Annotated in this window: 28 protein-coding genes and 1 tRNA gene; 16 read left to right on the forward strand and 13 right to left on the reverse strand. The window is 68.3% G+C overall.

What is annotated here, in order from left to right; all coding sequences use genetic code 11:
* Positions 1 to 28: 28 nt before the first annotated feature.
* Genes AVKW3434_RS11095 through folK form a run of 3 tightly spaced genes read left to right on the forward strand, consistent with a single transcriptional unit; the run spans position 29 to position 2918 of the window.
* Entirely contained in the window at positions 29 to 730 is a 702-nt protein-coding gene (locus tag AVKW3434_RS11095; protein WP_284405886.1) for a histidinol-phosphatase, read from the forward strand.
* Entirely contained in the window at positions 727 to 2391 is a 1665-nt protein-coding gene (gene pcnB / locus AVKW3434_RS11100) for a polynucleotide adenylyltransferase PcnB (RefSeq protein WP_284405887.1), read from the forward strand. Before AVKW3434_RS11095 ends, pcnB begins: the two co-directional genes overlap by 4 nt.
* Positions 2392 to 2408: 17 nt before the next feature.
* Positions 2409 to 2918, forward strand: a complete 510-nt coding sequence (gene folK, locus AVKW3434_RS11105) for a 2-amino-4-hydroxy-6-hydroxymethyldihydropteridine diphosphokinase (RefSeq protein ID WP_284405888.1) — start codon at positions 2409 to 2411, stop codon at positions 2916 to 2918.
* A gap of 67 nt (positions 2919 to 2985) precedes the next feature.
* Here folK and AVKW3434_RS11110 read toward each other — a convergent pair whose 3' ends face one another.
* Positions 2986 to 3624: a cysteine hydrolase family protein gene (locus AVKW3434_RS11110; RefSeq protein WP_284405889.1), complete on the reverse strand. Its 639-nt coding sequence runs from the start codon at positions 3622 to 3624 to the stop codon at positions 2986 to 2988.
* A gap of 121 nt (positions 3625 to 3745) precedes the next feature.
* Between AVKW3434_RS11110 and AVKW3434_RS11115 the strand changes: the two genes are divergently transcribed.
* Entirely contained in the window at positions 3746 to 4723 is a 978-nt protein-coding gene (locus AVKW3434_RS11115; protein ID WP_284405890.1) for a GlxA family transcriptional regulator, read from the forward strand.
* Positions 4724 to 4816: 93 nt separating this feature from the next.
* On the opposite strand, the gene AVKW3434_RS11120 is transcribed toward AVKW3434_RS11115, so the two are convergent.
* Complete coding sequence (locus AVKW3434_RS11120; RefSeq protein WP_272564462.1) at positions 4817 to 5788, reverse strand: tripartite tricarboxylate transporter substrate binding protein; 972 nt, start codon at positions 5786 to 5788, stop codon at positions 4817 to 4819.
* Positions 5789 to 5943: 155 nt separating this feature from the next.
* Here AVKW3434_RS11120 and AVKW3434_RS11125 point away from each other — a divergent pair, with 155 nt between their 5' ends.
* Both AVKW3434_RS11125 and AVKW3434_RS11130 read left to right on the forward strand, forming a co-directional pair.
* Positions 5944 to 6300, forward strand: a complete 357-nt coding sequence (locus AVKW3434_RS11125) for a four-helix bundle copper-binding protein (RefSeq protein WP_272564461.1) — start codon at positions 5944 to 5946, stop codon at positions 6298 to 6300.
* 124 nt (positions 6301 to 6424) lie between these two features.
* Positions 6425 to 6679, forward strand: coding sequence for a hypothetical protein (locus AVKW3434_RS11130; protein ID WP_284394909.1), 255 nt, complete (start codon positions 6425 to 6427; stop codon positions 6677 to 6679).
* 52 nt (positions 6680 to 6731) lie between these two features.
* Here AVKW3434_RS11130 and AVKW3434_RS11135 read toward each other — a convergent pair whose 3' ends face one another.
* On the reverse strand, positions 6732 to 7832 hold the full coding sequence (locus AVKW3434_RS11135) for a CDP-6-deoxy-delta-3,4-glucoseen reductase (RefSeq protein WP_284405891.1): 1101 nt from the start codon (positions 7830 to 7832) through the stop codon (positions 6732 to 6734).
* 45 nt (positions 7833 to 7877) lie between these two features.
* On the opposite strand from AVKW3434_RS11135, the gene AVKW3434_RS11140 reads away from it, so the two are divergent.
* The gene (locus tag AVKW3434_RS11140) at positions 7878 to 8822 is read left to right on the forward strand and encodes an NAD-dependent epimerase/dehydratase family protein (RefSeq protein WP_284405892.1); all 945 of its coding nucleotides are present in this window, start codon (positions 7878 to 7880) and stop codon (positions 8820 to 8822) included.
* Positions 8823 to 8840: 18 nt separating this feature from the next.
* On the opposite strand, the gene AVKW3434_RS11145 is transcribed toward AVKW3434_RS11140, so the two are convergent.
* From AVKW3434_RS11145 to AVKW3434_RS11155, 3 genes are all read right to left on the reverse strand, one after another.
* Complete coding sequence (locus AVKW3434_RS11145) at positions 8841 to 9524, reverse strand: DUF4124 domain-containing protein (protein WP_284405893.1); 684 nt, start codon at positions 9522 to 9524, stop codon at positions 8841 to 8843.
* A gap of 50 nt (positions 9525 to 9574) precedes the next feature.
* Complete coding sequence (locus AVKW3434_RS11150) at positions 9575 to 10141, reverse strand: hypothetical protein (protein ID WP_284405894.1); 567 nt, start codon at positions 10139 to 10141, stop codon at positions 9575 to 9577.
* 157 nt (positions 10142 to 10298) lie between these two features.
* On the reverse strand, positions 10299 to 10631 hold the full coding sequence (locus AVKW3434_RS11155) for an antibiotic biosynthesis monooxygenase family protein (protein WP_284405895.1): 333 nt from the start codon (positions 10629 to 10631) through the stop codon (positions 10299 to 10301).
* Between the two features lie 139 nt (positions 10632 to 10770).
* On the opposite strand from AVKW3434_RS11155, the gene AVKW3434_RS11160 reads away from it, so the two are divergent.
* Positions 10771 to 11253 carry a hypothetical protein gene (locus tag AVKW3434_RS11160; RefSeq protein WP_284405896.1) on the forward strand — a complete coding sequence of 161 codons (483 nt, stop codon included), beginning with the start codon at positions 10771 to 10773 and terminating at the stop codon, positions 11251 to 11253.
* A gap of 46 nt (positions 11254 to 11299) precedes the next feature.
* Here AVKW3434_RS11160 and AVKW3434_RS11165 read toward each other — a convergent pair whose 3' ends face one another.
* The 4 genes from AVKW3434_RS11165 to AVKW3434_RS11180 all read right to left on the reverse strand — a co-directional run bounded on the left by AVKW3434_RS11165 (position 11300) and on the right by AVKW3434_RS11180 (position 16826).
* On the reverse strand, positions 11300 to 12259 hold the full coding sequence (locus tag AVKW3434_RS11165; RefSeq protein ID WP_272564454.1) for a chemotaxis protein: 960 nt from the start codon (positions 12257 to 12259) through the stop codon (positions 11300 to 11302).
* Positions 12260 to 12452: 193 nt separating this feature from the next.
* Positions 12453 to 14030 carry a methyl-accepting chemotaxis protein gene (locus AVKW3434_RS11170; RefSeq protein ID WP_272564453.1) on the reverse strand — a complete coding sequence of 526 codons (1578 nt, stop codon included), beginning with the start codon at positions 14028 to 14030 and terminating at the stop codon, positions 12453 to 12455.
* A gap of 200 nt (positions 14031 to 14230) precedes the next feature.
* A complete protein-coding gene (locus AVKW3434_RS11175; protein ID WP_284405897.1) occupies positions 14231 to 15493 on the reverse strand; it encodes a CaiB/BaiF CoA transferase family protein in 1263 nt (420 codons plus the stop codon).
* 136 nt (positions 15494 to 15629) lie between these two features.
* Positions 15630 to 16826 carry an acyl-CoA dehydrogenase gene (locus AVKW3434_RS11180; RefSeq protein ID WP_284405898.1) on the reverse strand — a complete coding sequence of 399 codons (1197 nt, stop codon included), beginning with the start codon at positions 16824 to 16826 and terminating at the stop codon, positions 15630 to 15632.
* A 183-nt stretch (positions 16827 to 17009) separates the two neighbouring features.
* Here AVKW3434_RS11180 and AVKW3434_RS11185 point away from each other — a divergent pair, with 183 nt between their 5' ends.
* From AVKW3434_RS11185 to AVKW3434_RS11205, 5 genes are all read left to right on the forward strand, one after another.
* On the forward strand, positions 17010 to 17906 hold the full coding sequence (locus AVKW3434_RS11185) for a LysR substrate-binding domain-containing protein (protein WP_284405899.1): 897 nt from the start codon (positions 17010 to 17012) through the stop codon (positions 17904 to 17906).
* Between the two features lie 139 nt (positions 17907 to 18045).
* Positions 18046 to 18264, forward strand: coding sequence for a hypothetical protein (locus AVKW3434_RS11190; RefSeq protein ID WP_284405900.1), 219 nt, complete (start codon positions 18046 to 18048; stop codon positions 18262 to 18264).
* 235 nt (positions 18265 to 18499) lie between these two features.
* Positions 18500 to 18685, forward strand: coding sequence for a hypothetical protein (locus tag AVKW3434_RS11195; RefSeq protein WP_284405901.1), 186 nt, complete (start codon positions 18500 to 18502; stop codon positions 18683 to 18685).
* Positions 18686 to 19103: 418 nt separating this feature from the next.
* Entirely contained in the window at positions 19104 to 19316 is a 213-nt protein-coding gene (locus AVKW3434_RS11200) for a hypothetical protein (protein ID WP_272564447.1), read from the forward strand.
* Between the two features lie 244 nt (positions 19317 to 19560).
* Positions 19561 to 19740 carry a CsbD family protein gene (locus AVKW3434_RS11205; protein WP_284405902.1) on the forward strand — a complete coding sequence of 60 codons (180 nt, stop codon included), beginning with the start codon at positions 19561 to 19563 and terminating at the stop codon, positions 19738 to 19740.
* Positions 19741 to 19961: 221 nt separating this feature from the next.
* Here the strand turns inward: AVKW3434_RS11205 and AVKW3434_RS11210 are convergent.
* Positions 19962 to 20046, reverse strand: a tRNA-Leu gene (locus AVKW3434_RS11210).
* Positions 20047 to 20089: 43 nt separating this feature from the next.
* Between AVKW3434_RS11210 and cysM the strand changes: the two genes are divergently transcribed.
* From cysM to AVKW3434_RS11225, 3 genes are all read left to right on the forward strand, one after another.
* Entirely contained in the window at positions 20090 to 20995 is a 906-nt protein-coding gene (cysM, locus tag AVKW3434_RS11215) for a cysteine synthase CysM (RefSeq protein ID WP_284405903.1), read from the forward strand.
* Positions 20996 to 21103: 108 nt separating this feature from the next.
* The gene (locus AVKW3434_RS11220) at positions 21104 to 21649 is read left to right on the forward strand and encodes an NUDIX hydrolase (RefSeq protein ID WP_284405904.1); all 546 of its coding nucleotides are present in this window, start codon (positions 21104 to 21106) and stop codon (positions 21647 to 21649) included.
* Positions 21650 to 21679: 30 nt separating this feature from the next.
* Positions 21680 to 21907, forward strand: coding sequence for a sulfurtransferase TusA family protein (locus AVKW3434_RS11225; RefSeq protein WP_272548545.1), 228 nt, complete (start codon positions 21680 to 21682; stop codon positions 21905 to 21907).
* 129 nt (positions 21908 to 22036) lie between these two features.
* Here the strand turns inward: AVKW3434_RS11225 and galU are convergent, their stop codons facing one another.
* Together galU and AVKW3434_RS11235 are read right to left on the reverse strand one after the other, a co-directional pair.
* On the reverse strand, positions 22037 to 22927 hold the full coding sequence (galU, locus tag AVKW3434_RS11230) for a UTP--glucose-1-phosphate uridylyltransferase GalU (protein ID WP_284405905.1): 891 nt from the start codon (positions 22925 to 22927) through the stop codon (positions 22037 to 22039).
* A 68-nt stretch (positions 22928 to 22995) separates the two neighbouring features.
* The gene (locus AVKW3434_RS11235) at positions 22996 to 25890 is read right to left on the reverse strand and encodes a valine--tRNA ligase (RefSeq protein ID WP_284405906.1); all 2895 of its coding nucleotides are present in this window, start codon (positions 25888 to 25890) and stop codon (positions 22996 to 22998) included.
* Positions 25891 to 26154 lie beyond the last annotated feature (264 nt).

Below are 26154 nucleotides of genomic sequence, written 5' to 3' on the forward strand. Positions count from 1 at the left end.
CGCCCCCTTTTTCCACACCCCACACCGCATGAACCCTGAACCCCCGGCGCAACGCCCTCGGCTGGCCCTGTTCGACCTCGACCACACGCTGCTGCCGCTCGACTCCGACTACGAGTGGGGCGAGTTCACCATCCGCATCGGCTGGCACGACCCGGTCGAGTTCGGCCGCCGCAACGACGAGTTCTACGCCCACTACCAGGCCGGCACGCTGAACGTGCACGACTACGTGCGCTTTGCCATCGAGGCCGTGCGCCAGCGCGGGCCCGAGGCCGCCGCAGCGGCGCATGCGCAGTTCATGCGCGAGGTGATCGGCCCCGCCATCCATCCGCAGGCGCTGGAGTTGGTGCGCCAGCACCAGGCGGCGGGTGACCAGGTGGTCATCATCACGGCCACCAACGAGTTCGTGACCAGCCCCATCGCCCAGGCGCTGGGCGTGGACGAGCTGCTCTCCATGGGCCTTGCGCGCGACGCGCAGGGCTGGTACACCGGCGCCATCGAGGGCACGCCGACCATGCGCGAAGGCAAGGTGCGGCGCATGGAAGAATGGCTGGCGGCGCGCGGCCTGGCCTGGAGCGGCGTGGAGAGCACGTTCTACAGCGACTCCATGAACGACGTGCCGCTGCTCGAAACCGTCGATCACCCGGTGGCCACCAACCCCGACCCCCGCCTGCGGGCGCTCGCGCAGCAGCGTGGCTGGCGCATATTGGATCTCTTTCCCACCCAACCATGATCAAGAAGTTCATCGACAAACTGCTGGGCAAGGGCGCCCCCGGCGCCGGCCGCGGAAAGAACCGCTTCGGCAAGCGCGAGGAAGTGCCTGCCTCGGTGCACGGCATCAACCCCGAACTGGTGGACCGCCGCGCGGCCGACGTGGTGCGCACGCTCAAGGCGGCGGGCTATGAGGCCTACATCGTGGGCGGCGCCGTGCGCGACCTGCTGCTGGGCCTGCGGCCCAAGGACTTCGACGTGGCCACCAACGCCACGCCCGAGCAGGTCAAGGGCCTGTTCCGCCGCGCCTTCATCATCGGCAAGCGCTTTCGCATCGTGCACGTGGTGCACGGCCGCGGCCGCGAGCACGAGGTGATCGAGGTCTCCACCTTCCGTGCCTACCTGGACAACACCGCCATCGAGCAGCAGGTGAGCGGCAACGAAAAGACCAGCAAGCAGCAGCTGGTGGGCATGCAGCACGCCGTGGACGCCAGCGGCCGTGTGCTGCGCGACAACGTCTGGGGTCCGCAGGACGAAGACGCCACGCGGCGCGACTTCACCGTCAACGCGATGTACTACGACCCCGAAACGCAGGTAGTGGTGGACTACCACAAGGGCATCCAGGACGCGAAGAAAAAGCTGCTGCGCATGATCGGCGACCCGGCCACGCGCTACCGCGAAGACCCGGTGCGCATCATCCGCGCCGTGCGTTTCTCGGCGAAGCTCGCGGGTCTGGGATTCACCATCGAGCCCAAGACGGCGGGCCCGCTGATCGAGTCGCAGGCGCTGCTGGCCGACGTGCCGCAAAGCCGCATGTTCGACGAAATGCTCAAGCTGCTGCAGACGGGGCACGCGCTGGCCACGATCGCGCAGCTCAAGAAGCTGGGCATGGCGACCGGCATCTACCCGCTGCTGGACGTGGTGGTCGAGCGTGCCGACTCCTCCTTCGTGAGCGCCGCCCTGGCCGACACCGACCGCCGCGTGGGCGAGGGCAAGCCCGTGGCGCCGAGCTTCCTGCTGGCCTGCGTGCTGTGGCAGGACGTGAAGACCGGCTGGGACCGGCGCATCGCGCAGCGCGAGCAGCCGTTTCCCGCGCTGCAGGACGCCATCGACGACGTGTTCGAGCGGCGCATCGGCGACGTATCGGGCCGCGGCAAGCTGGCCGCCGACATGCGCGAGATCTGGGTCATGCAGCCGCGCTTCGACAAGCGCGTGGGCTCCACGCCCTACAGCATGGTGGCTCAGGCACGCTTTCGCGCCGGCTTCGACTTCATGCGCCTGCGCGCCGATGTGGGCGAGGTCGAGGAGGCGCTGGCCGAATGGTGGCAGGAGTTCCAGCACGCCGACGACATGCGCCGCGACGACATGATTGACCAGGCCCGCGAAGAGCAGAAGTCCCGCCAGCGCAAGGCCCAGCCCGTCGTGCGCCGCGTGCCCCGGCCTGCGGCGGAGGCGGACGGCGCTGCAGCCTCCCCTGGCGAGGCTCGCCCGGCCGCAGCCCCCTCCCGGGGCGATCAGGAAGGGCAGGACGGCCAGGACCATGAACACGATGGCGGCGAAGACCCGGCCGGCGACGGCCAGGCCGCCCCCAGGAAGCGCCGCCGGCGCCGCCGCAAGCCCTCGGGCGGTGGTGGCGGCGAGGGCGCGGCCCCCGCGGCCTCGTCCGGCCCTTCGGGCGATTGAACGGGGCGGGGCACGGCATGGCGGCGGTGTCCTTTCCCGCGGGCGGCCCCGGCACCCCGGTCTCCGCCTGGATCGGCCTGGGCGCCAACCTGGGCGATGCGCGGGCAGCGCTGCTCGGCGCGCTCGATGCGATGGCGCAATGGCCCGGCAGCCGTTTGCTGCGGGTGTCGTCGCTCTACCGCAGCGCACCGGTGGATGCCGGGGGGCCGGACTACTGGAATGCCGTGGCCGAACTGTCCACCCCGCTGGCCGCCGTCGACCTGCTGCATGCCCTGCAGGCCATCGAGCAGGCGGCCGGCCGTGAGCGCCCCTACCGCAACGCGCCGCGCACGCTGGACCTGGACGTGCTTCTGTACGGCGACGAGCGCATCGACACCCCGGAACTCACCGTACCCCATCCGCGCATGGGCGAGCGTGCCTTCGTGCTGCAGCCCCTGGCCGAGATCGCACCGGGGCGCGTCGAGCCCGCCCGCCTGGCCGCCGTGCAGTCGCAGCGCATCGAGCGGCTCGGCCCCTTCTGGCCCTGAACAACCCCCCCTCCGCGCTCCGCAGGGAGCGCCGACGGGTCGGTGTTCGCCGCTACTGCGCTACTGTTCAGGCGGCCTCGCGCCCGCGCTGGTTCGACGAATACACATCGCCCTTCGGCAGGGCCTGGCCGGCCTGCACGGCCGCCAGCCAGTCCCGGGTCGTCGCCACCGCCGCGAAGTTGCTGTGGAACACCACGCTGAACACGCGGTGGATTTCCTCTGCGCTCACGCGGCCGGCCGCATTGGCATAGGGCAGGGCGCCGCTGGCATCGCTCAGGAACTCCACGGCCAAACCCCGGTGCGCGGCCTCGAACACCGTGCTGGCGTCGCAGTTGTGCGTCATGTAGCCCACCACGGTCAGCGTATCGATGCCGCGGGCAGCCAGCCAGTCGGCCAGGTCGGTGTTCGCAAAGACGCTGGCGAGCTGTTTTTCGATGCGGTGGTCGGCAGGCCGGCGCGCCACTTCCGGGTGCAGTTGCCAGCGGTCCGTGGCCTTGTCGAACACGGGCGCGCCCGTGGGCGCGGTGTGCTGCACCACGACCACTGGCACGCCGGCGGCTTGAGCGGCGTCCATGGCGCGGGCGATGTTGGGCAGCGTGTCCGCCACAGGGGGGTATTCGATGGGCAGGTTGCCGCCTGCGAAGTACTCGTTCTGCACGTCGATGACGACCAGGGCGCGGCGGGGAGGGGTGGGGGTGGTGGGCATTCTCGAAGTCCTTTTGAAGGGTGGTTGCCTGAAGCGGCGGAAGGGTCAGAGGTGATTGTTCGCCTTCCGCGCCATCGCTGAAAGTGGCTGGATTGACACCGATCGATAGAATCGGGCCATCATGCGCACCATCTCCCAGCCCGCCCCCGACACCGTGGCCGTCGTGGCCTTCGACGGCATCAGCCCCTTTCACCTTTCGGTGCCCTGCCTGGTGTTCGGCGAGGATCGCACGGCGCAAGGTGCACCGCGCTACCGGCTGCGGGTGTGCGGCGTGGCGCCCGGCCCGATGCGCACGTCCGCCGGGTTCGGCATCGAAGTGGCGCACAGCCTCGCGGTGCTGCGTCGTGCGCAGATCATCGTGGTGCCGTCCTGGCACGAGAACCTGGCACCCGCGCCCCCCGAACTGCTCGCGGCGCTGCGGGCCGCGCACCGTCGGGGGGCGCGCATCGTGGGTCTGTGCCTGGGGGCGTTCGTGCTGGCCGAGGCGGGGCTGCTCGACGGCCGCGCCGCCACGACCCACTGGGCGCTGGCACAGGCCTTTGCGCAGCGCTACCCGCAGGTGGCGCTGCGGCCTGAGGTGCTGTATGTGGAAGATGGCACGGTGCTGACTTCGGCCGGCACCGCAGCGGGCATCGACTGCTGCCTGCACCTGCTGCGCCAGCAGCACGGTGCCGAGGCCGCCAACTGCGCCGCGCGCCGCATGGTGGTGGCCCCGCACCGGCAGGGGGGCCAGGCGCAGTACATCCAACAGCCGGTGGCGCCCTCGGTGCGGGGGGATCGGCTCGCGCCGCTGCTGCAGTGGCTGGGCGAACACCTGCACGAGGCGCACACGCTGGAGGCGCTGGCCGAGCGTGCCGTGATGAGCCCGCGCACCTTCACGCGCCGCTTTCGCCAGTCCACCGGGACCACGGTGGGGCAATGGCTGCAGAACCAGCGCATCGCGCTGGCGCAGCGCCTGCTGGAAGGGGGCGATCAGTCGATCGATGCCGTGGCCGTGGCGTCGGGCTTCGGCTCCGCCGTCTCGCTGCGGCAGCATTTCTCGGCGGCGGTGGGCATTGCGCCCTCCGCCTACCGGCGGCAGTTCCGCGCCGCCGCCTGAAACGATTTGCTATTGAAAATATAGCTGCCGGCCCACGATGGGTATGCGCTGGCGGCCGTTTCGATCCAAGGGCGGCTGCGGGCCCTGGCCTGGTCAGTCGACCTTCGCGCCGGAAGCCTTCACCACCTGCTGGTACTTGGCACGCTCCGACGCCATGAAGGCATCGAACTGCTCGGGCGTGGTGCCCACGGGCTCGGCCATGAGGGCTGCGAAGCGCGTCTTGGTCTCCGGCGCATTGAGCGCGGCGACGAAGGCCTTGTTCAGCTTGGCGATGACGGGCTTGGGCGTGCCGGCTGGTGCCACGAGGCCCCACCACGTCTCAATCGCAAAGCCCTTGAACGTGGCCGACAGCGGGGGCACGCCCGGCAGCATGGCGCTGGCCTGCGGCGAGGTCACTGCGAGCGCCTTGAGCTTGCCCGAGCGGATGTTGGGCGCGGCGGCGGCCAGGTTGTCGATGTTGAAGTCCACTTCGCCGGCCAGCAGCGCCAGTTGCGCGGGACTGGCACCGCGGTAGGGAATGTGCAGGGCGTAGATGCCGGCGCGCTGCTTGAACATTTCGCCCGCCAGGTGGCCTGCGCTGCCGTTGCCGCCGCTGCCGTAGTTCAGCTTGGCGGGGTTGGCCTTGGCGTAGGCGATCAAATCGGCCACGGTGTTGATCTTGAGTTCCGCCGCCTTGGCCGCATTGATGACGAGCACGTTGGGCACGCTCACCATCTGCGTGATGCCGGCGAAGTCCTTGGCCGCGTCGTAAGGCATGCGGCTGTAGAGCCAGGGGTTGACGGCATGCGTCGCCGTGGCGGCCAGGCCGATGGTGAGACCGTCCGGCGCGGCCTTGGCGACGGCATCGGCGCCGATGTTGCCGCCCGCGCCCGCCTTGTTGTCGATGATCACCGTGCCCAGCGTGTCGCGCACCCGCTCGGCCAGCGCGCGGGACGTGACGTCCAGCGGCCCCCCGGGTGCGTACGGCACGATCAGGCGGATCGGCGCATCCTGCGCGTAGCCCAGCGGGGATGCAAACGCCGTGGCGAGGGCGGCGGCCGAGAGAAGGAGGTTTCTGCGATTCATGCTGCCATTGTGCAAAAAATTGAAAGGGGTCCGGCGGTGCGAGGTCGCAGCGCCGTCCTACAGGGCCCGCGAGGGGGCATTTCTATAAACGTCGAAGCCGTTTCCCAGTTTGCACCCCATCACGCGCCGCCGCACTGGCGGAAAAAGGACATTCCATGCCGCAGGCCGCCCCGCACGACACCGTCACCGCATCGCGCTATGCCGAGTGCATTCGCGCCTGCAACGAATGTGCCGATGCGTGCGACTACTGTGCCGCCGCGTGCCTGCGCGAGCCCGAGCCGCGCTGCATGGTGCAGTGCATCGCCCTGGACATGGACTGCGCCGCGCTGTGCCGCGTGGCCGCCGCCGCCATGGCCCGCGAAAGCGCCCACGCGCCGGAGATCTGCGCCCTGTGCGCCCGCCTGTGCGACAGCTGCGCCAACGAATGCGCCCGGCACGGCATGGCCCACTGCCAAGCCTGCGCCGAAGCTTGCCGCCGCTGTGCCGAGGCCTGCCGCGCGCTGTCGCGCTGAAGACCGTCCATCAATGCCGGTGGATGGCTATTACCGGTTGTTACTTCTGCGATACCGTGCGGAAGTGACCGCTTAAGGTCCGGGGCGTTGAATGGCGTCTCGGACCTCGCACCAAGGAGCCACCATGTCCATCCGCCTCATCACCCTCGCCGCCGCTTCGGTGGCCACCAGCCTGCTCACCGGCTGCGTCGTGGCCCCGGTCGGCCCGGGCTACTACGCCGGGTCCGGCTATTACGGCGGGCCGGGCTACTACCAGACCGAATCCGTGTACGTGGCGCCGCCGCCCGTGGTGGTGGCGCCGACCATCGGCTTCTTCGGCGTCTATGGCCGGGGCGGCTATGGGCGCGGCTATTACGGCCGGCCGGGCTGGCGCCGCTGAAGGCCGCGCAACGGGAGCGCGCTCCTTGCTGCAAGCTGGCGCCCGGACCGCGTCAGCCTGAGGTGGCTCCGGAGGGTTGGGCGGAAGGCTCGCTCGCCCCGTGCTTGTCGGCCTCGGATGTAAAGGCATCCGCGTAGAACTCATCGGGGGGGAGCTGGCGCTCCGCGCTGTACACCACCCGTGCCGTATCGACCACGATGGGGGCGCCGCAGGCATAGACCTGGTGGCCCGACAGGTCGGCATGGTCGTCCATCACCGCCTGGTGCACGAAGCCCGTGCGGCCCGCCCAGGCGTCTTCCGGCAAGGCATGGGACACCACGGGCACATAGGCCAGCTGGGGCATCGTGGCCATGCGCTCGCGCACCCAGCCATCCATGTACAGATCGCCGGGACGGCGGCCACCCCAGTAGAGCGTGACCGGGCGCTCGATGCGCTTGGCCTGAATGTGTTCGAGCAGCGCCTTGATCGGGGCGAACCCGGTGCCCGAGGCCAGCAGGATGATGGGCTTTGGGCTGTCCTCGCGCAGGAAGAAGCTGCCGAAGGGGCCTTCCACGCGCAGGATTTCCTTTTCCTTCATGGCGCCGAACACGTGGTCGGTGAAGCGTCCGCCCGCCATGTGGCGGATGTGCAGTTCCAGCCCCGGCGCGTCGGCCTGCGTGTGGGGCGCGTTGGCCATGGAGTACGCGCGGCGCGCGCCGTCACGCAGGATGAATTCGATGTACTGGCCGGCGTGGTAGCGGAACGTGTCCGCCGCGGGCAACTGCAGGCGCACCTGCATGACGTCGTGCGACACCCGCGTGAGCGTGGAAACGCGCACCGGCAGCTTCTTGATGGGGTAGGCGCTTTCATCGGTCACCTGGCGCGATTCGAGCACCACGTCGGTCAGCGGCTGGGCGCAGCAGGTGAGCACGAAGCCCGCGTCGGCCTCGGCCGCGCTCAGGGCCTTGGACTGATGCTCGCCGTGGGCCACGGAGCCGCTGAGCTTCTTGCACTTGCACGAGCCGCAGGCCCCGTCCTTGCAGCCGTAGGGCAGGCCCACGCCGCTGCGGATGGCGGCGGCCAGAATGGATTCGCCGGGCTGGGCAGCAAATGCCCGGCCGCTGGGCTGTACAGTGATCTGGTGGGCGGCTTGGGCCGTCTCTGCGGGGGTCATGGAGTGGGTATCCTTGGAGGTTCTTCTCGCCAAACGGATCCGATTTTGCCCTCAAACCAAAGCCCCCTCGGGGCCCTGCCGGCGCGCTTTCGCCGCCAGCGCGTGCTCATCATCGGCTGTGGCGACGTGGGGCTGCGGGCCGCCAGGGAGCTGGGCGCATCGGCCGGCGGGCCCCGGCCCCGGGTGCTGGCCCTGACTTCCAGTCCTGAACGCATGGCGCCGCTGCGCGCCGCCGGCATCACGCCCCTGCCGGGCAACCTGGACGATGCGCCCAGCCTGCGCCGGCTGTCCGGCCTGGCCACCCGCGTTCTGCACCTGGCACCCCCGCCGGGCGATGCGCCCAGTGCCGCCAAAGGGTATGACGGCCGCACGGTCGCCCTGGCGCGGGCGCTGCGCCTGCGCAGCTTGCCGCGCGCGCTGGTGTACGGCTCGACCAGCGGGGTGTATGGCGATTGCGGCGGCGCGTGGGTGACCGAGGCGCGTCCCGTCGCGCCCGCCACGTCCCGCGCGCAACGGCGGGTGAATGCCGAGCGTGCCGTGCGCCACCTGGGCCGCAGCGCCGTGCGCGCCAGCATCCTGCGCATTCCCGGTATCTATGCGCCCGACCGGGAAGGCGGTACGCCTGAAGCCCGCCTGCGCCGTGGTACCCCGGTGCTGCTGCCCGAGGACGACGTCTACACCAACCACATCCATGCCGACGACCTGGCCCGCGCCTGCGTGGCGGCCCTGTGGCGCGGCCAGCCGCAGCGCGTGTACCACGTGAGCGATGCGAGCGACATCAAGATGGGCGATTACTTCGATCTGGCCGCGGATCTGTACGGGTTACCGCGCCCGCCGCGCATCGCGCGCAGCGATGCGAAGGCGCAGTTGCCCGCACCGCTGCTGAGCTTCATGGGCGAGTCCCGCCGGCTGGATGCCACGCGGCTGCGCAAGGAACTGCGCGTGATGCTGCGCTACCCGACCGTGGCCCAGGGCCTGCGCGCGACCTGACGCGCCCACCCGCACGCATCAGCGCGGGTGAACGTTCCCTTGCTGGTCGTAGCAGCGGAACACGTTGCAGTGCGAAATCGGGGCGGAGGGCACCGGGAGCGCCGGCTGGACCACCACCGGGCGCCGGGGCGGCAGCACCACGACGGCGGGAGGCGCATAGTAGTCGCCACTGCCGCCGCTGTAACTGCGTGACCGCTCGATCTCCGCATAGCCCTGCGGGCCGAGGCAGTCGAGGTCCATCTGGCGCTGGGCGGCCGTCAGGCGGGCCTGGCCGTCGTAGTTGCCCCCGCCCGATTCGTTGGCCACCCGGTCGAGGTTGCGGCGCGAGCGGGCGCATTCGGGCGATCTGGACGGATCGGCCGGGGCCCGCGCGGCGGCGCGCTCGCGGTCCTGGCGTGCCTCCTGCTGGGCTTCCTGGCGCTCGATCTGCTGGCGTTGCTGCTTGAGCTGCAACGCCTGCAGGGCCTGGGCCCGCTCCTCCTCGATTTCCTCGCGGCTCTTGCGGGCCTCGACCTCGCGTGCGGCCGTGCCTTTGTCGCAGGCACCGTCGGTGTAGGTGACCTTGCCGGAGGCGGGGTCGGTGCAGCGCATCACCTGGGCATGGGTGGCCAAGGGGGCTGCAGCGCACGCCGCCACCGCCAGCGCGGCGCCGAGGCGCCATGCGGCAGAGCGAGGGGCTAGGAAGGCAGGGCGCTGGATCATGGCCGTTTCCCGTGGACGATCGGTCGGTTCAGGTCGGTGGGGCCGGGCGGTCAGGGCCGGTTCTGGGGATTTTGCTCCAGGCGCCAGCCCGGTGCCGGCCGCTGGTCTTGCGCGCCCGGCGGGCGGCGGTCTTCGCCACGCTGGCGGTCGGCCTGTTCGCGACGCTGGCGGTCCAGCTCGGCGCGCTGGCGGTCCATCTCGGCACGGCGCCGGTCGGCATCCGCACGCTGGCCGTCCCGGTCCCGGTCGCGGCGGCGGTCGGCGTCGCGCGCTTCCCGGGCCTCGCGGTCCCGGCGGTCGCGCCAGGCGCGCTCGCGGTCTTCGCGCATCTGCCGTTCACGCCAGTCGTCCCGGCGATCGTCACGGCGGTCCCAGCCATACGCGGGCACCGGCGTGGGCACATAGACGGGGTAGGCGGGCCGGCTGTAGCCGTAGGCGGGCTGTTCGTACACCGTGATCGACGTCGAGCCGTTGGCCGGGTAGGGATAGGACGGCGCTGCCGGATAGTTGGCGGACGGATAGGCGGACTCGTAGTACGGGTCGCCGGGCACCGCGCAGCCCGTGGCCAGCACGGCCAGGGTGCCGGCGGCAAGGATTCGGAGGGCGGGGTGGAACATGGAAAGGCCTCGCTGGCTGGTGGCCGCGCTGCAGGGATCGTCTGGCGGCCGATGGGTGACGGCGGCGGTCAGGCGACACGCCGCGCCCGTGTGTGACGCGCTGATGACCATTTTGGTTGACCTTGCGCGGGCGCCATTGTCAGGCTTTGCCCCGTCTTCACATGGCGGCGGGGCGGGGCGCGGCAGAGGCATTTTGCAGGCCGGCCACGGGGGCGTAATGCAGCACGGTCGGGAACGGATCGTAGAAGCCGTGCAGCAGCGACTTCCACGCCTGGTATTGCGGCGACTGCCGAAAGCCTTGTTCGTGCGCCTCGACCGTGGTCCAGCGCACCAGCAGCAGGTATTCCTGCGGGCGCTCCACGCAGTGGTGCAGTTCGTGCGAAAGGTATCCGGGCATGCCGGCAATGAGGCCCTGCGCCTCGGCGAAGGCCTGCTCGAAGGCGGCGTTCTGCCCGGGGCGGATGGTGAGCGGAGCGGTTTCCAGGATCATCCGGGCAGTCTATGCGACGGCCTGGTCGGTGGATGGATATGGGCTGCGCCGCCGGCGGTTTGCCACGCGTCCCGCTCTACACTCTGCGGCTTTGCTTTCGGACGGGCTGAATGCGGCCGAAGGCCCCAACTTGGACGACATGACCGAAGACTCAGAATCCACCCCCGTGCAGGAACCCCGCCTGTGGAGCGACGAGCGCTGGACCGCGCGCGTCGTCAAGAACGAAGACGACGACGGCTGGGCCGTCGAGATGACGCTGCGGGGAGAGTCCGAGCCCGCGCTGGTCGGCCCCTGGACCATGGGGCGTGACAAGAAGAATCCCAAGCCGCTGGATGTCTCGGCGTTCCACACGCTGGTCAAGACCGCGTCGGAGGTGCTGCGCCGCCATGAGCAGCAACTGCATGCCCAGTTGAACAAGAGCGTCACGGTCACCGTGCGGGACGAGCGCGTGCGCGTGTCGCTGGCCATCGAGCCGGACGATGAGCATCCCACCGCGACGCTGAGCGCGCATTCGGCGCTGGACGACGAACTGCTGGCCCGCGTGGGCGTGTCGCCCGGCTTCGTGCTCACCAGCGCCAGCGCAGCGGCCTGGGTGGAGAACGGCTACCCGAGGCCGCGCTGAGCGGCGGCGAGGCCCCTGCGGCGCCGTGAGGGCTGGATTGATTGACTTACTTGGGCAGCACGCGGCGCATGGTCTCGGCCAGGTCTTCCGCGACGAACTTCGCCACGTAGCCATCGGCCCCCACGCTGCGCACATGGTCCTCGTTGGCCGAGCCCGACAGCGAGGAGTGGATGACCACCGGAATCTTGTTCAGGCGCGCGTCCTGCTTGATGTTGCGGGTGAGCGTGAAGCCGTCCATCTCGGGCATTTCCAGGTCGGTCAGCACCAGCGCGACGCGGTCGGCGGCGGTCTTGCCATCGGCCTCGGCGGCGCGGGCGATGGCGTTCAGCCGGTCCCACGCTTCCTTGCCCGACTTGGTCATTTCGTAAGGTGCGTGCAGGGCCTGCAGTTCCTTCTCGATGAGCGAGCGGGCCACGAACGAATCGTCGGCGGCCAGGATCATGGTGCCGGGCTTGAGTTTGAGGCGGGGGCCGACCTTCTCGGGATCGACCTTGTGCTCATCGGACGGCGAGACCATCTGCAAGATGGCTTCCACGTCCAGCACCTGCGCCAGGCGGGAGCCGTCGGTGTTGCCGTCCAGCCGGGCGATGCTGGTCACCAATTGGCCGCCGGTGCCGCTGGCTTCGGCGGAGAGCACCTGCTTCCAGTCCAGGCGCACGATGTCTTCCACCGATTCCACGGCGAAGGCTTGCGTGGTGCGCGCATATTCGGTCACCAGCATGATGTTCAGTCCGGTCTGCGGCTTGCAGCCGACGATGGAGGGCAGGTCGAGCACCGGAATGATCTGACCGCGCAGATTGACCACGCCCAGCGAGTGCGGCGTGGCGCCGGCGATGGGCGTGATGCTGGGCATCGCCACGATCTCGCGGATCTTGAAGACGTTGATGCCGAACAGCTCGGACTTGCCCAGGTTTTCGTCGATGCCCAACCGAAAGAGCAGCAACTCGAATTTGTTGGTTCCGGTGAGGTTGGTCCGCTCGTCAATTTCCTGCTGCACTGCCTTCATCGCTGCCTCCTTCGCATTGGATACGCGTGTTTACAAATTTTAGAGCGTGATGGTGTAGGCCCGGTCCTAATATTTTCCCGTGTTGCGCCCGCGCTCCGATTCGAGGGAGTGCGACGCAATCTTCTTGCCAGCGAGAGCGGCAATGGGTATCAGGCGGGGGCTCCATAGCCTGGAGTCCTTCCGGGCTCACAGCTCACGCGGCCTTCAAGGTGCCCCCCGGCCGGGAGCCCGAGGGATCGCCGTGGGGGCGCAAGCGGAAGACCGCCACGGCCTGTACCAGTTGCTGCGCCTGCTGCTTCAGGCTGTCCGCCGCCGCGGCGCTCTGTTCCACCAGCGCGGCGTTCTGCTGGGTGGCCTGATCCATCTGCATGACGGCCTCGCCCACCTGGGACACGCCGGCGCTTTGTTCGCTGCTGGCGGCGCTGATCTCGGCCACGATGTCGGTGACGCGCCGGATCGAGGCGACCACCTCGCCCATCGTGGTGCCCGCCTCGTCGGCCAGCACCGATCCCTGCTGCATGCGCGTGACGCTGGCATGGATCAGGGTCTTGATTTCCTTGGCGGCCTCGGCGCTGCGCTGGGCCAATTGGCGCACCTCGCTGGCCACCACCGCGAAGCCGCGCCCTTGCTCGCCGGCCCGCGCTGCTTCCACGGCGGCGTTCAATGCCAGGATGTTCGTCTGGAAGGCGATGCCGTCGATGACACCCACGATGTCGGCGATCTTGCGGCTGCTGTCGTTGATGCCGCGCATGGTGCTCACCACTTCCGACACCACATCGCCGCCCTTGGAGGCCACGGTCGATGCGTTCAGGGCCAACTGGTTGGCCTGCCGGGCGTTTTCCGCGTTGGCCGTCACTGTGGAGCTGAGTTCCTCCATGGAGGCCGAGGTTTCCTCCAGGGCGCTGGCCTGCTGCTCGGTGCGGGCCGAAAGGTCGTTGTTGCCCTGCGCGATCTCGCTGCTGGCGCTCGCCACGCTGTCTGCGTTATCGCGCACTTTGCTCACCACCTGAGACAGGCTGGTCTGCATCGCATGGAGTGCGTTCAGCAACTGGGCGATTTCATCCTGTCCGCGGGTGTGGGTGGCCTGGGTCAGGTCGCCGGAGGCCACGGCTTCCGAAATGCGCACCGCGTTGCCCAGCGGTTGCGTGACGGTGCGGCTGAACAGCACCGCGCCGAAGACGCTGGCCCCGCACACGACCAGCATCACGGTCAGGCTGATCCAGTTGGCCTGGCGCGCCGCCGTCGCAGCCTCCAGGGACACGGCCGCGCTGGCTTTGCTGATCAGGTCGCCCGTCTGCTCCAGCAGTTGCGCCGGTTCCCGGTCCATTCCCTGCACGGCTTGATCGCCCGCGGCCGGGTCCCGGCCCGATGCCTTGAATGTTTCGAACCCTTTGCGGTAGGCCACCCCCATGCGTTCGTGTGCCGTCAGGAACTGGCCCACCCGCTCACGCGCATCGCCCGCGGGCAAGTCGCCCAGCAGCTTGCGCGCCTGGGCTTGCACGGCCCCTTCGCTTTTCGCGAAGGCAGCCCAATAGCGCGACAGCTGCGCATCGTCCTTGCCCCGCAGCAGTGTGTTTTTCCACTCCTGTACCTGGACCCGGAAGTCGCCCAGCACGTCGGCGGCCATCCGCTCTTGCTGGGTATGGGTGGAGACCGTGGTCTGGTACGTGGTCAGGGCCGTGTTCAGCCGGCCAAGGCCGAACAGCGCAGCGGCGAAGAGCAGCAAGAGGGCCAATGTAAAAACGAGCGGGAGTTTTCGGCTGAGCTTCATCGGAAGATCCCTGAGGGAGTGGGAGGGCACCCCTTCGTGAGGAGCGCCCTGGACTATCGGATGGATGGAGTGTATTGAAATATCATTTTTATCATAAAAATCATTTTTAACTTTCCACCCAGCGGAGCGCGCCATGAAAAAAGCCTTGCGCGAAGGCAAGGCTTTTTCGGGGGAGGCCGATGCCATCGGCCTGGGACGGGCTAAACCACGTTCGCCGCGCGCAGTTGCGCAATGCGTTCGGCGTCCAGCCCCAGGCCCGCCAGCACCTCGTCGGTGTGCTGCCCCAGGGCCGGCGGCGCCCGGTGCAGCACCGGCGGCGTGGCCGACAGCCGCAGCGGGCTGGCCACCCCGGCGATGCGGCCGATGCCGTCGCCGGGCTCGCCCTGCGGCCACCGGGCCTGCTCCACGCGCAGGCCCCGGGCCTGCACCTGCGGGTCGTCGAACGCCTCGGCCAGCGTGTTGACCGGGCCGCAGGGCACGGCCTTGTCCTGCAGCAGGGCGATCCAGTCGGCCGTGGTGCGGGTGCGGGTGACCTCCTGCAGGGCGGGGACCAGCTCCGCCCGGTGCTTGACCCGCAGCGGGTTGGTGGCGAACCGGGCGTCCTGCGCCCATTCCGGCCGGCCGGCCGCCGCGCAGAACCGCGCGAACTGCCCGTCGTTGCCGATGGCCAGCAGCATGGCGCCGTCGGCGGTGGGAAAGTCCTGGTAGGGCACGAGGCTGGGGTGCGTATTGCCCTGGCGGGTCGGCGCCTGCCCGGTGGCCAGGAAGCCCGAGGCCTGGTTGGCGAGCACGGCCATGCCCACGTCCAGCAGCGCCATGTCGATGTGCTGGCCTTCGCCGGTGCGCTCGCGCACGTGAAGCGCGGCCAGGATGGCGTTGCTGGCGTACAGCCCGGTGAACAGGTCGATCACGGCCACGCCCACGCGCAGCGGGCCGGCGCCGGGCTCGCCGTCGGCCCGGCCGGTGATGCTCATCAGGCCCGTCATGGCCTGGATCATGAGGTCGTAGCCGGCGCGCTCGGCATAAGGCCCGTCCTGGCCGAAGCCGGTCACCGAACAATAGATGAGTCGCGGGTTGGCCGCGCGCAGGCTGGCGTGGTCCAGCCCGTACTGCCGCAAGCCGCCGACCTTGAAGTTCTCCACCACCACGTCGGCCTGCTGGGCCATCTGGCGGATCAGCGCCTGCCCATCGGGCGTGGCCATGTCGATGGTGACCGAGCGCTTGTTGCGGTTGCAGGCCGTGAAGTAGGCGGCCTGTGCCGTGTCGTTGCCCGCGTCGTCCTTCAGGAACGGCGGGCCCCAGTGGCGCGTGTCGTCGCCCACGCCGGGGCGCTCCACCTTGACCACGTCCGCCCCCAGATCGGCCAGCACCTGGGTGCACCAGGGGCCGGCGAGCACGCGGGACAGATCGAGCACGCGGATGCCGGCGAGGGCGCCCGCCGGGGCTTGGGGGGTCGTGGTCATGCAGAAATCGCTTTGCTATGAAAAAAGTAGCAATACGCCCTAGTACTGATTGTGCTGGAGGTCTGAAAGGCCATGAACCGCCCGGCAGCGCCCGCCCTGGCGGTCCAGGCCGGGGCGCGTGGGTCGGTCCGCCGGTTCAGTTCGCGAAGGCAGCGATGCCGGTCTGGGCCCGGCCCAGGATCAGCGCGTGCACATCGTGCGTGCCTTCGTAGGTGTTGACCACTTCCAGGTTCACCAGGTGGCGCGCCACGCCGAACTCGTCGCTGATGCCGTTGCCGCCCATCATGTCGCGCGCCATGCGGGCGATGTCCAGCGCCTTGCCGCAGCTGTTGCGCTTGATGATGGACGTGGCCTCGACCGAGGCGGTGCCGTCGTCCTTCATGCGGCCCAGGCGCAGGCAGGCCTGCAGGCCGATGGCGATCTCGGTCTGCATGTCGGCCAGCTTCTTCTGGATGAGCTGGTTGGCCGCCAGGGGCCGGCCGAACTGCTTGCGGTCCAGCGTGTACTGGCGCGCGGTGTGCCAGCAGAATTCCGCCGCGCCCAGGGCGCCCCAGGCGATGCCGTAGCGGGCGCTGTTCAGACAGGTGAAGGGGCCTTTGAGGCCCTGCACTTCAGGGAAGGCGTTTTCCTCGGGCACGAATACTTCGTCCATCACGATCTCGCCGGTGATGCTGGCGCGCAGGCCCACCTTGCCGTGGATGGCCGGGGCGCTCAGGCCCTTCATGCCCTTTTCGAGCACGAACCCGCGGATCGGGCCGACCGCGCCGGCCTCGGACACTTCCTTGGCCCAGACCACGAACACATCGGCGATGGGGCTGTTGGTGATCCACATCTTGGCGCCCGACAGCGAATAGCCGCCCGGTACCTTCTTGGCGCGCGATGCCATGCTGCCCGGGTCGGAGCCGTGGTCGGGCTCGGTCAGGCCGAAGCAGCCGATCCACTCGCCGCTGGCCAGCTTGGGCAGGTACTTCTGTTTTTGCGCCTCGGTGCCGAACTCGTGGATCGGCACCATCACGAGGGAGCTTTGCACGCTGGCCATCGAGCGGTAGCCCGAGTCCACGCGCTCGACCTCGCGGGCGATGACGCCGTAGGCCACGTAGTTCAGGCCGGGGCCGCCGTACTGCTCGGGAATGGTGGGGCCCAGCAGGCCCACTTCGCCCATCTCGCGGAAGATGGCGATGTCGGTCTTTTCATGGCGGAACTGCTCCAGCACGCGCGGGGCGAGCTTGTCCTGGCAGAAGGCGGCGGCGGCGTCGCGAACCATGCGCTCGTCGTCGGTCAGTTGCTGGTCGAGCAGGAACGGGTCGCTCCATTGGAAGGCGGCGTGGGCCATGGGGGGGTCTCCGGGGAAGGTGGGTTCGGATCGGCTCCGGTGTGCGAAAAGCGCATGGGTGGCCGGGTTGGTGCGATGGTAGGCGCATGGATCGTGCGGTGCAAGCGAGGATGCTGCATCCAGACATGCGATCAATTCATATCTGAATAGCCAGTCGGGTGCGGGTTTCGGCACAATCGCGCCATGCGCCGAACCTTGCCCTCCACCCAGTCCCTGGCCTGCTTCGAGGCTGCGGCCCGCCATGAAAGCTACACCCGCGCGGCCCAGGAACTGGCGCTCACCCAGGGCGCCGTGTCGCGGCAGATCATGGCGCTGGAGGATTTCCTGGGCGTGGCGCTGTTTCGCCGCACGCGGCACGGCGTGGCACTCACCCCGGCGGGCACCCATTACGCGCGGCAGGTGGGCCGCTGGCTGCAGGGGCTGGAGCGCGACACGCTGGACGTGATGGCGCACCAGGGGCAGGGCGGGTCGATCGCGCTGGCCGCCGTGCCCACCTTCGCCACGCGCTGGCTGATCCCGCGCCTGCCCCTGCTGGCCCAGGCGCATCCGGACATCGTCGTGCACATCGAGACGCGCACGCGGCCCTTCCTGTTCGCCGACACCGGATTCGACGCCGCGCTGTATGCCGGCACGCCCGAGCAGGTCAGCAACTGGCCGGGCACGCAGGCCCTGCGGCTCTTGCAGGAAGACGTGGTGCCCGTGTGCAGCCCGCGCCTGTTGCCCGGCGGGCAGCCGCTCGAACCCCAGGCGCTGGCGAGCCTGCCGCTGCTGCAGCAGACCACGCGCCCCTACGGATGGCGGCAATGGTTCGAGGCCATGGACGTGCAGGCGCCGCGCGCGCTCGACGGGCCGCGCTACGAGTTGTTCTCCATGCTGGCCGTGGCCGCTTCGCACGGGCTGGGCGTCGCGCTCATGCCTCCGCTGCTGATCGAGGCCGAGCGGGCCCGGGGTGAACTGGTGCTGGCCTGCGAGCGGCCCCTGCGCGGCGAACGCGCCTACTACCTCATCACCCCAGCGCAGCCGCAGCCGCCCGTGCTGGCCGCCTTCGCCGATTGGTTGCAGGACATGGCCGCGAGTTGAGCCCCCGGGTGCCTTCCGTGCCGCCGGCCGATTGCGTGCGGGTGGCGGCGCGGCTACCCTTTGGGTCAGCTGCAGCTCAAGCGCAAGGCCATGGGCCCGAGGACTGCAGCGTCTGTGCAACCAACAAGGAGAAAGCTTCATGGGAACCGTTTATCACGCACCGCATTTCGACCCCACGGTGGATGAGCTCGAAGCGCTCAAGCAACTGGAGCTGGGCCGTGCCATCAGCGTGCCCGAGGCGCTCACGCACCACCTGTCGGGACGGCTCTACGAACGCGGCTACGTGGCCAAGAATCAGGCCGGCGATCTGGCCATCACCGATACCGGCCGCCAACTGATCCGCCGACAGGAGAGCTGAAGGCCCGTCGTTCCCCCTGCCTGACCCGGCCCACGCCGGTGTCCACGCCCGGCGCAGCCCCTCCAGCCATGGAGGGGCCGCCGGGTTTTTTGATGGCCAGGCCGAGGCAAGGCACGCCTTTCAACCGCCTTCGTCCTACAGACGACCCGCAGGAGGCGGTTTTAAGGTATCGCCTGTGCTGCTTCATGGCGTGTTGAACTCCAAGCGGCACGACAAACCCATCCGAGGAGCAGCCATGCCAAGAGGTGACAAGTCGGCGTACACAGACAAGCAAAAACGCCAAGCCGAACACATCGAAGACAGTTATGAACACCGCGGTCTCAGCAAGCCAGAGGCCGAACGCCGGGCCTGGGCCACGGTGAACAAGGATTCCGGTGGTGGCAGGAAGTCCGGCGGCGGACGCACCAAAGCCACCTGCTGAAGCGAGGAGATCCTTCTCGCCCTCTTTTGTGCCCCCAGCGTCGTGGATGCCAGTCATAGCTTGCTTCCGATGGTCTGTTCCTATTGAAGGATTGAACATATGAAAGAAACTCTGACTGTCCTCGCCGGATTCATGCTGTTTTCCAGCCTCGGAATCGCCTACCTGGCCGCATCGGTCATGAGCGGTCTCTGAGCTGCAGGAAACAGAGCATCTCGGTTCGCATCCCGACGCCGGCACCCGGCACTGCCCCCACCCACCCCTCCACCATCACCTCCTGACCTTCCATGGCCTCCCACCCTCCCGCCCCTGGCAAGGCCGACCTGCCCGTCGAGCCCGATGTGCCCGCGCCCCCGCCTGAACAGGCGGATGAACCACCGCATGTGCAGTTCGCGAGCGGCAGCGCCGCAGGGAGCCTCCGATGAATCGCGGCGGCACCGAGCGGGAGGTGTCGGACGCGGAAAAGCGCGTGGGTGCCGTGCTCGAGAAGCTGGAAGAACAGACGGACTCCGAGGTGGAGAAGATCGCCCTCGAAGATGTGGTGGACACCAATGCGGAAACCGGACGCCCCGAAGTGCGCAAGGCCGTGGACATCCGGGTCAAACCCAAGGTGCAGCGCAAGTGGACCAAATGAGCCATTCAGCCGCTTGAGCCCGGTACTGCATCGAACAATCAGTGCCGCGATCCAGTTTTAATTGAAAACTGCTTTCGAAATCTGCCGACCCGCACGCCACCCGCGCTGCGGGTTTTTTCTTGTGTAGGCAGTTGCTGACGCCAACGGATGGTTTCGGCCCGCGCGGGCCCTGCGGATCGAGTCTTAGCCTTCAGGTCATGCAAAGCCATTTTGTTTTGCACTTACCTCACCGAAAGGAATCACCATGAATACCGATCAAGTCAAGGGCGCATTGAAGGACGTGGCAGGCAAGGTTCAACAAAAGACCGGCGAGCTGATCAACAGCCCCGAGCAGCAAGCCAAGGGCGTTGCCAAGCAGGTCGAGGGCACCACCCAGAAGAACTACGGCGACGCCAAAGAGAACATCAAGGATGCCGTGAAGTAATGCCTGCGGAGGCGTTTCGCCTCTGCGCTTGAAAAGCCCTAATGCGGCGACGCATCGGGGCTTTTTGTTTTGAGTCGCGGATAGAAGCACCGTGCATGGCTTTGCACTGTCGAGAGCACCGGACTGCGGAAAGCAAAAAGCCCGCGAAGGCGGGCCATTCATTCAGAGTGTGCAAGATGCAGCAAGGAACAAGCTGCTGTGCATTCATGGCAAGAAAGCCATGGTGCCCGGGGCCGGAATCGAACCGGCACGCCTTGCGGCGGGGGATTTTGAGTCCCCTGCGTCTACCAATTCCACCACCCGGGCGACGCGAAGATCGAAGCCGCGAATTATGGCACAGTAGCGCGCTATGAAGACCTATCCCACCATCGAAGACGCGATTGGACACACCCCCTTGGTCGCGCTGCAGCGCATCGGCGCGCAAGAGAACGCAGAGCGCGGCACCGTGGTGCTGGGCAAGCTGGAGGGCAACAATCCGGCCGGGTCGGTCAAGGACCGGCCTGCGCTGTCGATGATCCGCCGGGCGCAGGAGCGCGGAGACATCCAGCCGGGCGACACGCTGATCGAGGCCACCTCGGGCAACACGGGCATCGCGCTCGCCATGGCCGCGGCCATCAAGGGCTATCGCATGGTGCTGGTGATGCCGGAAGACCTGTCGGTGGAGCGCGCGCAGACCATGAAGGCCTTCGGCGCCGAGCTGATCCTCACCCCCAAGAGCGGCGGCATGGAATACGCCCGCGATCTGGCCGAGACCATGGTCAAGCAGGGCAAGGGCGTGGTGCTGGACCAGTTCGCCAACCCCGACAACCCGCGCATCCATTACGAGACCACGGGCCCCGAGCTGTGGGAGCAGACCGAAGGGCGCATCACCCACTTTGTGAGCGCCATGGGCACCACGGGCACCATCACGGGCGTGTCGCGTTTCCTGAAGGAAAAGAACCCCGCCATCCAGATCATCGGCGCACAGCCCAAGGAAGGCTCGCGCATCCCCGGCATCCGCAAATGGCCGCAGGAATACCTGCCCAAGATCTACGACCCGAGCGCGGTGAACGAAACGATCAACGTGGGCCAGGACGACGCCGAGGACATGTGCCGGCGCATGGCGCGTGAAGAGGGCATCTTTGCCGGCATCTCGGCGGCGGGCGCCTGCTGGGCCGCGCAGGAGATCGCGCGGCGCGAATCGAATGCGACCATCGTCTTCGTGGTCTGCGACCGGGGCGACCGCTACCTGTCCACGGGCGTGTTCCCGGCGTGAGCCAGCCGCTGGGATACCTTGGATGGGGCGCCGCACCGGCTTTCAGGCTCAAAAAGGCCGCATGCCGGGGTATCCATTGCCTTGTCTGCTATTGAAAATGTAGCGCCTATGTACGAAACCCGTTTCTGCACCCACTGCGCCACGCCCCTGGCGCGCATCACGGTGGCCGAGGATGGTGGTGATGTGGAGCGCCTGCGCTGCCCGGCCTGCGGCTGGACGCACTGGAACAACCCCACGCCCGTGCTGGCGGCGGTGGTGGTGCGCGACGGGCAGGTGCTGCTGGCGCGCAATGCGGCCTGGGCGGGCAAGCAGTACGCGCTGATCACGGGCTTCATGGAGGCGGGCGAGACGCCCCAGGAGGGCATCACGCGCGAGATCAAGGAAGAGACGAACCTCGATGTGAGCGCGCTGGCGCTCATCGGCGTGTACGACTTCCAGCGCATGAACCAGGTCATCATCGCCTACCACGCGGTGGCGCACGGCGAGGTGCGGCTGTCGCCCGAACTGGTGGACTACCGCCTGCTGGCGCCGGAGGCCGTGAAGTGCTGGCCGGCCGGCACCGGCTACGCGCTGGCGGATTGGCTGCGAACCCAAGGCATCGAACCCGAATTCGTGGATCTGTTCCACAGCGGCGCAGCCCCTTCCGCTGCTTAGAATGGGGCTCATTCGCCCAGGAAGCATGTGATGGACATCCACAAGGAAATCGACACCCGCGGTCTCAATTGCCCGCTGCCCATTCTCAAGGCCAAGAAGGCCCTGGCCGACATGGTGAGCGGCCAGTTGCTCAAGGTGGTCTCCACCGACAACGGTTCGCTGCGGGACTTCCAGGCCTTCGCCAAGCAGACGGGCAACGAGCTGGTCGAGCAGCAGACGGTGGGCGACGAATTCATCCACCTGCTGCGCCGGCGCTGAGCGCCAGCAGGGCGGCCTTTCCGTCTCAGGAGCTGATCCGGCCCGGCACCGCGCCGACGCAGCGGTGACCGGGCCAATTTGTGTTCGCAGTGCCCTCAGTGCAGGGCCGCACCGGGCCCCGCGCCTGTTTCAGATCTCCACGGTCTTGAGGTATTCGCGGAAGGCGGCACCCACCTGAGGGTGCTGCAGCGCCAGTTCCACCGTCGCTTCCAGAAAGCCTTCCTTGCTGCCGCAGTCGTAGCGCTTGCCTTCGTAGCGGAAGGCGTACACGGCCTCGCGCGCCATGAGGCGGGCGATGGCATCGGTCAGCTGGATCTCGCCGCCCACGCCCTGGGGCTGGTTGCGGATCTCGTCGAACACGCCGGGCGTGAGGATGTAGCGGCCGGCCACGCCCATGCGCGAGGGGGCGTCTTCCGGTGCGGGCTTTTCCACGATGCGGTCGATGCGGATCAGCGGGCCGCCGGCGGGCTCGCCGGCCACGATGCCGTAGCGGCGCACCTGGTCGGCGGGCACTTCTTGCACGGCCAGCAGCGAGCGGCCCTGCTTGCGGAACGCGGTGGCCATCTGCGCCAGCACGGGCTGGCCGCCGGGCAGGCCGACCATCAGGTCATCGGCCAAAAGCACGGCGAAGGGCTCGCGGCCGACCAGCGGCTCGGCGCACAGCACGGCGTGGCCCAGGCCCAGCGAGCGGGGTTGGCGCACGAAGGCGCAGTCCATGTCGCTGGGGGCGACCGAGCGCACCAGCTGCAGCAGGTCGTTCTTGCCGGCGGCTTCGAGTTCGTTTTCCAGCTCGTAGGCGGTGTCGTAATGGTCTTCGATGGCCCGCTTGCTGCGGCCGGTCACGAAGATCATGTGGCGGATGCCGGCGGAATAGGCTTCTTCGACCGCGTACTGGATCAGGGGCTTGTCCACCACGGGGAGCATTTCCTTGGGGGATGCCTTGGTGGCGGGCAGGAAGCGGGTGCCCAGGCCTGCCACGGGGAACACGGCTTTGCGGATCGTGGAAGTGTTGTCGGTCATCGATGGTCCTTCTTGGGGTCGGTCAGTCGGTGTCGTAAAGGGTGAACGTGGGGGCGAAGCCCGCGCTATCAAGCCAGCCGGGCCAGCTGGTCGCGCAGGCGGGCCAGCGTGGCGCCGAAATCGGCCACGCGCTTTTTCTCCTGGTCGATCACGGCGGGCGGTGCCTTGGCCACGAAGGCCTCGTTGGACAGCTTGGCCTGCGCCTTGGTGATCTCGCCGTCGATGCGGGCGATCTCCTTGGACAGGCGGGCCTTTTCGGCCGCCACGTCGATCTCCATGTGCAGGCACAGGCGGACGTCGCCCACCACGGCCACGGGCGCGGCCTGCGCGGCAGCGGCCCAGGCGGCATCGTCTTCGAACACCTGCACCTCGCTGAGCTTGGCCAGGGCCTGCAGCGCGGGCGCGGCCGAGCGCATGAAGGCCGCATCGCCTACGGCATAGAGCGGCAGGCGCGTGGCGGGCGAGACGTTCATCTCGCCGCGCAGCGTGCGGCAGGCGTCCACGAAGGCCTTCAGGCGCGCCACGTGGGCGATCGCGGCTTCGTCGACCTTCTCCAGCTGCGCCTGGGGGTAAGCGGCGATGCTGACCGATTCACCCGCGCGGCCGGCCACGGGCGCGACCTTCTGCCACAGGGCTTCGGTGATGAACGGGATCAGCGGGTGCGCCAGGCGCAGGATGGTTTCCAGGGTGCGGATGAGCGTGCGGCGCGTGGCGCGCTGCTCGGCCGGCGTGCCGGTCTGGATCTGCACCTTGGCGATTTCCAGGTACCAGTCGCAGAACTCGTTCCAGACGAAGTCGTAGATCGTGTTGGCCACGTTGTCCAGGCGGAACTCGGCAAAGCCCTTGGCCACCTCGGCCTCGACCTGCTGCAGCAGCGAGACGATCCAGCGGTCGGGCTGGCTGAAGGCCAGGTAGCCGCCGCCTTCGCAATCGGCCGGGGTGTGCTCCTGCAGGCCACAGTCCCGGCCTTCGCAGTTCATCAGCACGAAGCGGCTGGCGTTCCAGAGCTTGTTGCAGAAGTTGCGGCAGCCCTCGCAGCGCTTGCTGTCGAAGTTGATGCTGCGGCCGAGGCTGGCGAGCGCCGCGAAGGTGAAGCGCAGCGCGTCGGCGCCGTAGGCGGGAATGCCCTCGGGGAACTCCTTTTGCGTGTTCTTGCGCACCTGGGGCGCCGTCTCTGGGCGGCGCAGGCCGGTGGAGCGCTTTTCCAGTAGGGGGTCGAGCGCGATGCCGTCGATCAGGTCCACCGGGTCGAGCACGTTGCCCTCGGACTTGCTCATCTTCTTGCCCTGCGCATCGCGCACCAGGCCGTGGATGTACACGTGCTTGAACGGCACGCGGCCGGTGAAGTGCGTGGTCATCATGATCATCCGGGCGACCCAGAAGAAGATGATGTCGTAGCCCGTCACCAGCACGGAGGAGGGCAGGTAGAGGTCGTAGTCCTTGGTGGCGTTCTGATCGTCAAGGGCTTCGGGCCATCCGAGCGAGGAGAAGGGCACGAGCGCGGCGGAATACCACGTGTCCAGCACGTCCTCGTCGCGCGTGAGCACCTTGCCCGCACCGGCCTGGGCCTGGGCCTCGGCCTCGTCGCGCGCCACGTACACGTTGCCCGCTTCGTCGTACCACGCCGGGATCTGGTGGCCCCACCACAGCTGGCGGCTGATGCACCAGTCCTGGATGTTGTTCATCCACTGGTTGTAGGTGTTGACCCAGTTCTCGGGCACGAACTGCACCTCGCCCGAGGCCACGGCGTCGATGGCCTTCTGCGCGATGCTCTTGCCGGTCGGGTCTTTTTCGCTCACTTTGCCCATGGCCACGAACCATTGGTCGGTCAACATGGGTTCGACCACCTGGCCCGTGCGGGTGCAGATGGGCACCATCAGCTTGTGCTTCTTGGTCTCGACCAGGGCACCCGCGGCCTCCAGGTCGGACACGATGGCCTTGCGGGCCACGAAGCGGTCCAGGCCCTGGTACTTGGCCGGCGCGTTCTCGTTGATGGTGGCCTGCAGGGTCAGCACGATGATCATCGGCAGGTTGTGGCGCTGGCCGACCTGGTAGTCGTTGGGGTCGTGCGCGGGCGTGACCTTGACCACGCCGGTGCCGAATTCCTTGTCCACGTAGGCATCGGCAATGATGGGGATCTCGCGGCCCACCAGCGGCAGCGTCACCGTCTTGCCGATGAGCGCGGTGTAGCGCTCGTCCTCGGGGTGCACCATCAGCGCCACGTCGCCCAGCATTGTCTCGGGGCGGGTGGTGGCCACCGTGAGGCTGCCGCTGCCGTCGGTCAGCGGGTAGGCGATGTGCCAGAGCGAGCCGTCCTTCTCTTCGTTTTCCACTTCGAGGTCGGACACGGCGGACTGCAGTTTCGGGTCCCAGTTCACCAGGCGCTTGCCGCGGTAGATCAGGCCCTGCTGGTACAGGCGCACGAAGGTGTCGGTGACCACCTTGGAGAGCTTGTCGTCCATGGTGAAGTATTCGCGGCTCCAGTCCACGCTGTCGCCCATGCGGCGCATCTGCGTGGTGATGGTGTTGCCGCTGTGTTCCTTCCACTCCCAGACCTTGGCGACGAAGTTCTTGCGCGCCTCGGGCGGTGTCGGGCCCATGTCGTGGCGGCTGATGCCCTGCTCCTGCAACTGGCGCTCCACCACGATCTGCGTGGCGATGCCCGCGTGGTCGGTGCCCGGAATCCACGCCGTGTTGAAGCCCTTCATGCGGTGGTAGCGCGTGAGGCTGTCCATGATGGTCTGGTTGAACGCATGGCCCATGTGCAGCGTGCCCGTCACGTTGGGCGGCGGCAGCTGGATGGAGAAGGCGGGCTCGCCCGCCTGGGCCTGGCGCGAGCCACGGTAGCCCGCATCGCCATAGCCCCGGCGTTCCCACTCGGGGCCCCAATGGGCCTCGATGGCAGCGGGCTCGAAGGATTTGGACAGGCTTTCAAGGCCGGGTTGGTTCAGGGGCGAGCTCATGGGGTCTGGTGGGTGCAAGAAGAGGCCAACGGGCAGGCGGCTGCCTGGGCTTCGGGTCAGGAAGGGGACCGGGCATTTTAAGGCAGCAGCACCGGCGCTCCGCGGGCGCTGGGCCCGGCGGGCGGGCCGGATCTGCTATCGCTTTGTTACCTTTTGGCGAAGGCTGCAAGGGGATGTGAGCAAGATGGCTGCCGATAATCGTCGGCCCCGGAGCCATCGGGCGCGCCCGCCAGGGGCGGCCGGCTCCGTGCCGTGCCGCCAAGG

The organism is Acidovorax sp. SUPP3434 (genome assembly GCF_030159015.1).
Lineage (GTDB): Bacteria > Pseudomonadota > Gammaproteobacteria > Burkholderiales > Burkholderiaceae_C > Paracidovorax.

Excerpts from the sequence above, each read along its gene's own strand:
- AVKW3434_RS11195 (WP_284405901.1), top strand. The coding sequence starts at position 18,500 with ATGCCAAGAGGTGACAAGTCGGCGTACACAGACAAGCAAAAACGCCAA.
- AVKW3434_RS11125 (WP_272564461.1), top strand. The coding sequence starts at position 5,944 with ATGCCGCAGGCCGCCCCGCACGACACCGTCACCGCATCGCGCTATGCC.
- cysM (WP_284405903.1), top strand. The coding sequence starts at position 20,090 with ATGAAGACCTATCCCACCATCGAAGACGCGATTGGACACACCCCCTTG.
- AVKW3434_RS11135 (WP_284405891.1), bottom strand. The coding sequence starts at position 7,832 with ATGACCCCCGCAGAGACGGCCCAAGCCGCCCACCAGATCACTGTACAG.
- AVKW3434_RS11115 (WP_284405890.1), top strand. The coding sequence starts at position 3,746 with ATGCGCACCATCTCCCAGCCCGCCCCCGACACCGTGGCCGTCGTGGCC.
- AVKW3434_RS11120 (WP_272564462.1), bottom strand. The coding sequence starts at position 5,788 with ATGAATCGCAGAAACCTCCTTCTCTCGGCCGCCGCCCTCGCCACGGCG.
- AVKW3434_RS11165 (WP_272564454.1), bottom strand. The coding sequence starts at position 12,259 with ATGAAGGCAGTGCAGCAGGAAATTGACGAGCGGACCAACCTCACCGGA.
- AVKW3434_RS11220 (WP_284405904.1), top strand. The coding sequence starts at position 21,104 with ATGTACGAAACCCGTTTCTGCACCCACTGCGCCACGCCCCTGGCGCGC.
- AVKW3434_RS11200 (WP_272564447.1), top strand. The coding sequence starts at position 19,104 with ATGAATCGCGGCGGCACCGAGCGGGAGGTGTCGGACGCGGAAAAGCGC.
- AVKW3434_RS11170 (WP_272564453.1), bottom strand. The coding sequence starts at position 14,030 with ATGAAGCTCAGCCGAAAACTCCCGCTCGTTTTTACATTGGCCCTCTTG.
- AVKW3434_RS11180 (WP_284405898.1), bottom strand. The coding sequence starts at position 16,826 with ATGGCCCACGCCGCCTTCCAATGGAGCGACCCGTTCCTGCTCGACCAG.
- AVKW3434_RS11145 (WP_284405893.1), bottom strand. The coding sequence starts at position 9,524 with ATGATCCAGCGCCCTGCCTTCCTAGCCCCTCGCTCTGCCGCATGGCGC.
- AVKW3434_RS11185 (WP_284405899.1), top strand. The coding sequence starts at position 17,010 with ATGCGCCGAACCTTGCCCTCCACCCAGTCCCTGGCCTGCTTCGAGGCT.
- AVKW3434_RS11095 (WP_284405886.1), top strand. The coding sequence starts at position 29 with ATGAACCCTGAACCCCCGGCGCAACGCCCTCGGCTGGCCCTGTTCGAC.
- AVKW3434_RS11190 (WP_284405900.1), top strand. The coding sequence starts at position 18,046 with ATGGGAACCGTTTATCACGCACCGCATTTCGACCCCACGGTGGATGAG.
- AVKW3434_RS11175 (WP_284405897.1), bottom strand. The coding sequence starts at position 15,493 with ATGACCACGACCCCCCAAGCCCCGGCGGGCGCCCTCGCCGGCATCCGC.
- AVKW3434_RS11205 (WP_284405902.1), top strand. The coding sequence starts at position 19,561 with ATGAATACCGATCAAGTCAAGGGCGCATTGAAGGACGTGGCAGGCAAG.
- AVKW3434_RS11110 (WP_284405889.1), bottom strand. The coding sequence starts at position 3,624 with ATGCCCACCACCCCCACCCCTCCCCGCCGCGCCCTGGTCGTCATCGAC.
- AVKW3434_RS11130 (WP_284394909.1), top strand. The coding sequence starts at position 6,425 with ATGTCCATCCGCCTCATCACCCTCGCCGCCGCTTCGGTGGCCACCAGC.
- AVKW3434_RS11155 (WP_284405895.1), bottom strand. The coding sequence starts at position 10,631 with ATGATCCTGGAAACCGCTCCGCTCACCATCCGCCCCGGGCAGAACGCC.
- AVKW3434_RS11150 (WP_284405894.1), bottom strand. The coding sequence starts at position 10,141 with ATGTTCCACCCCGCCCTCCGAATCCTTGCCGCCGGCACCCTGGCCGTG.
- galU (WP_284405905.1), bottom strand. The coding sequence starts at position 22,927 with ATGACCGACAACACTTCCACGATCCGCAAAGCCGTGTTCCCCGTGGCA.
- AVKW3434_RS11225 (WP_272548545.1), top strand. The coding sequence starts at position 21,680 with ATGGACATCCACAAGGAAATCGACACCCGCGGTCTCAATTGCCCGCTG.
- folK (WP_284405888.1), top strand. The coding sequence starts at position 2,409 with ATGGCGGCGGTGTCCTTTCCCGCGGGCGGCCCCGGCACCCCGGTCTCC.
- AVKW3434_RS11235 (WP_284405906.1), bottom strand. The coding sequence starts at position 25,890 with ATGAGCTCGCCCCTGAACCAACCCGGCCTTGAAAGCCTGTCCAAATCC.
- pcnB (WP_284405887.1), top strand. The coding sequence starts at position 727 with ATGATCAAGAAGTTCATCGACAAACTGCTGGGCAAGGGCGCCCCCGGC.
- AVKW3434_RS11160 (WP_284405896.1), top strand. The coding sequence starts at position 10,771 with ATGACCGAAGACTCAGAATCCACCCCCGTGCAGGAACCCCGCCTGTGG.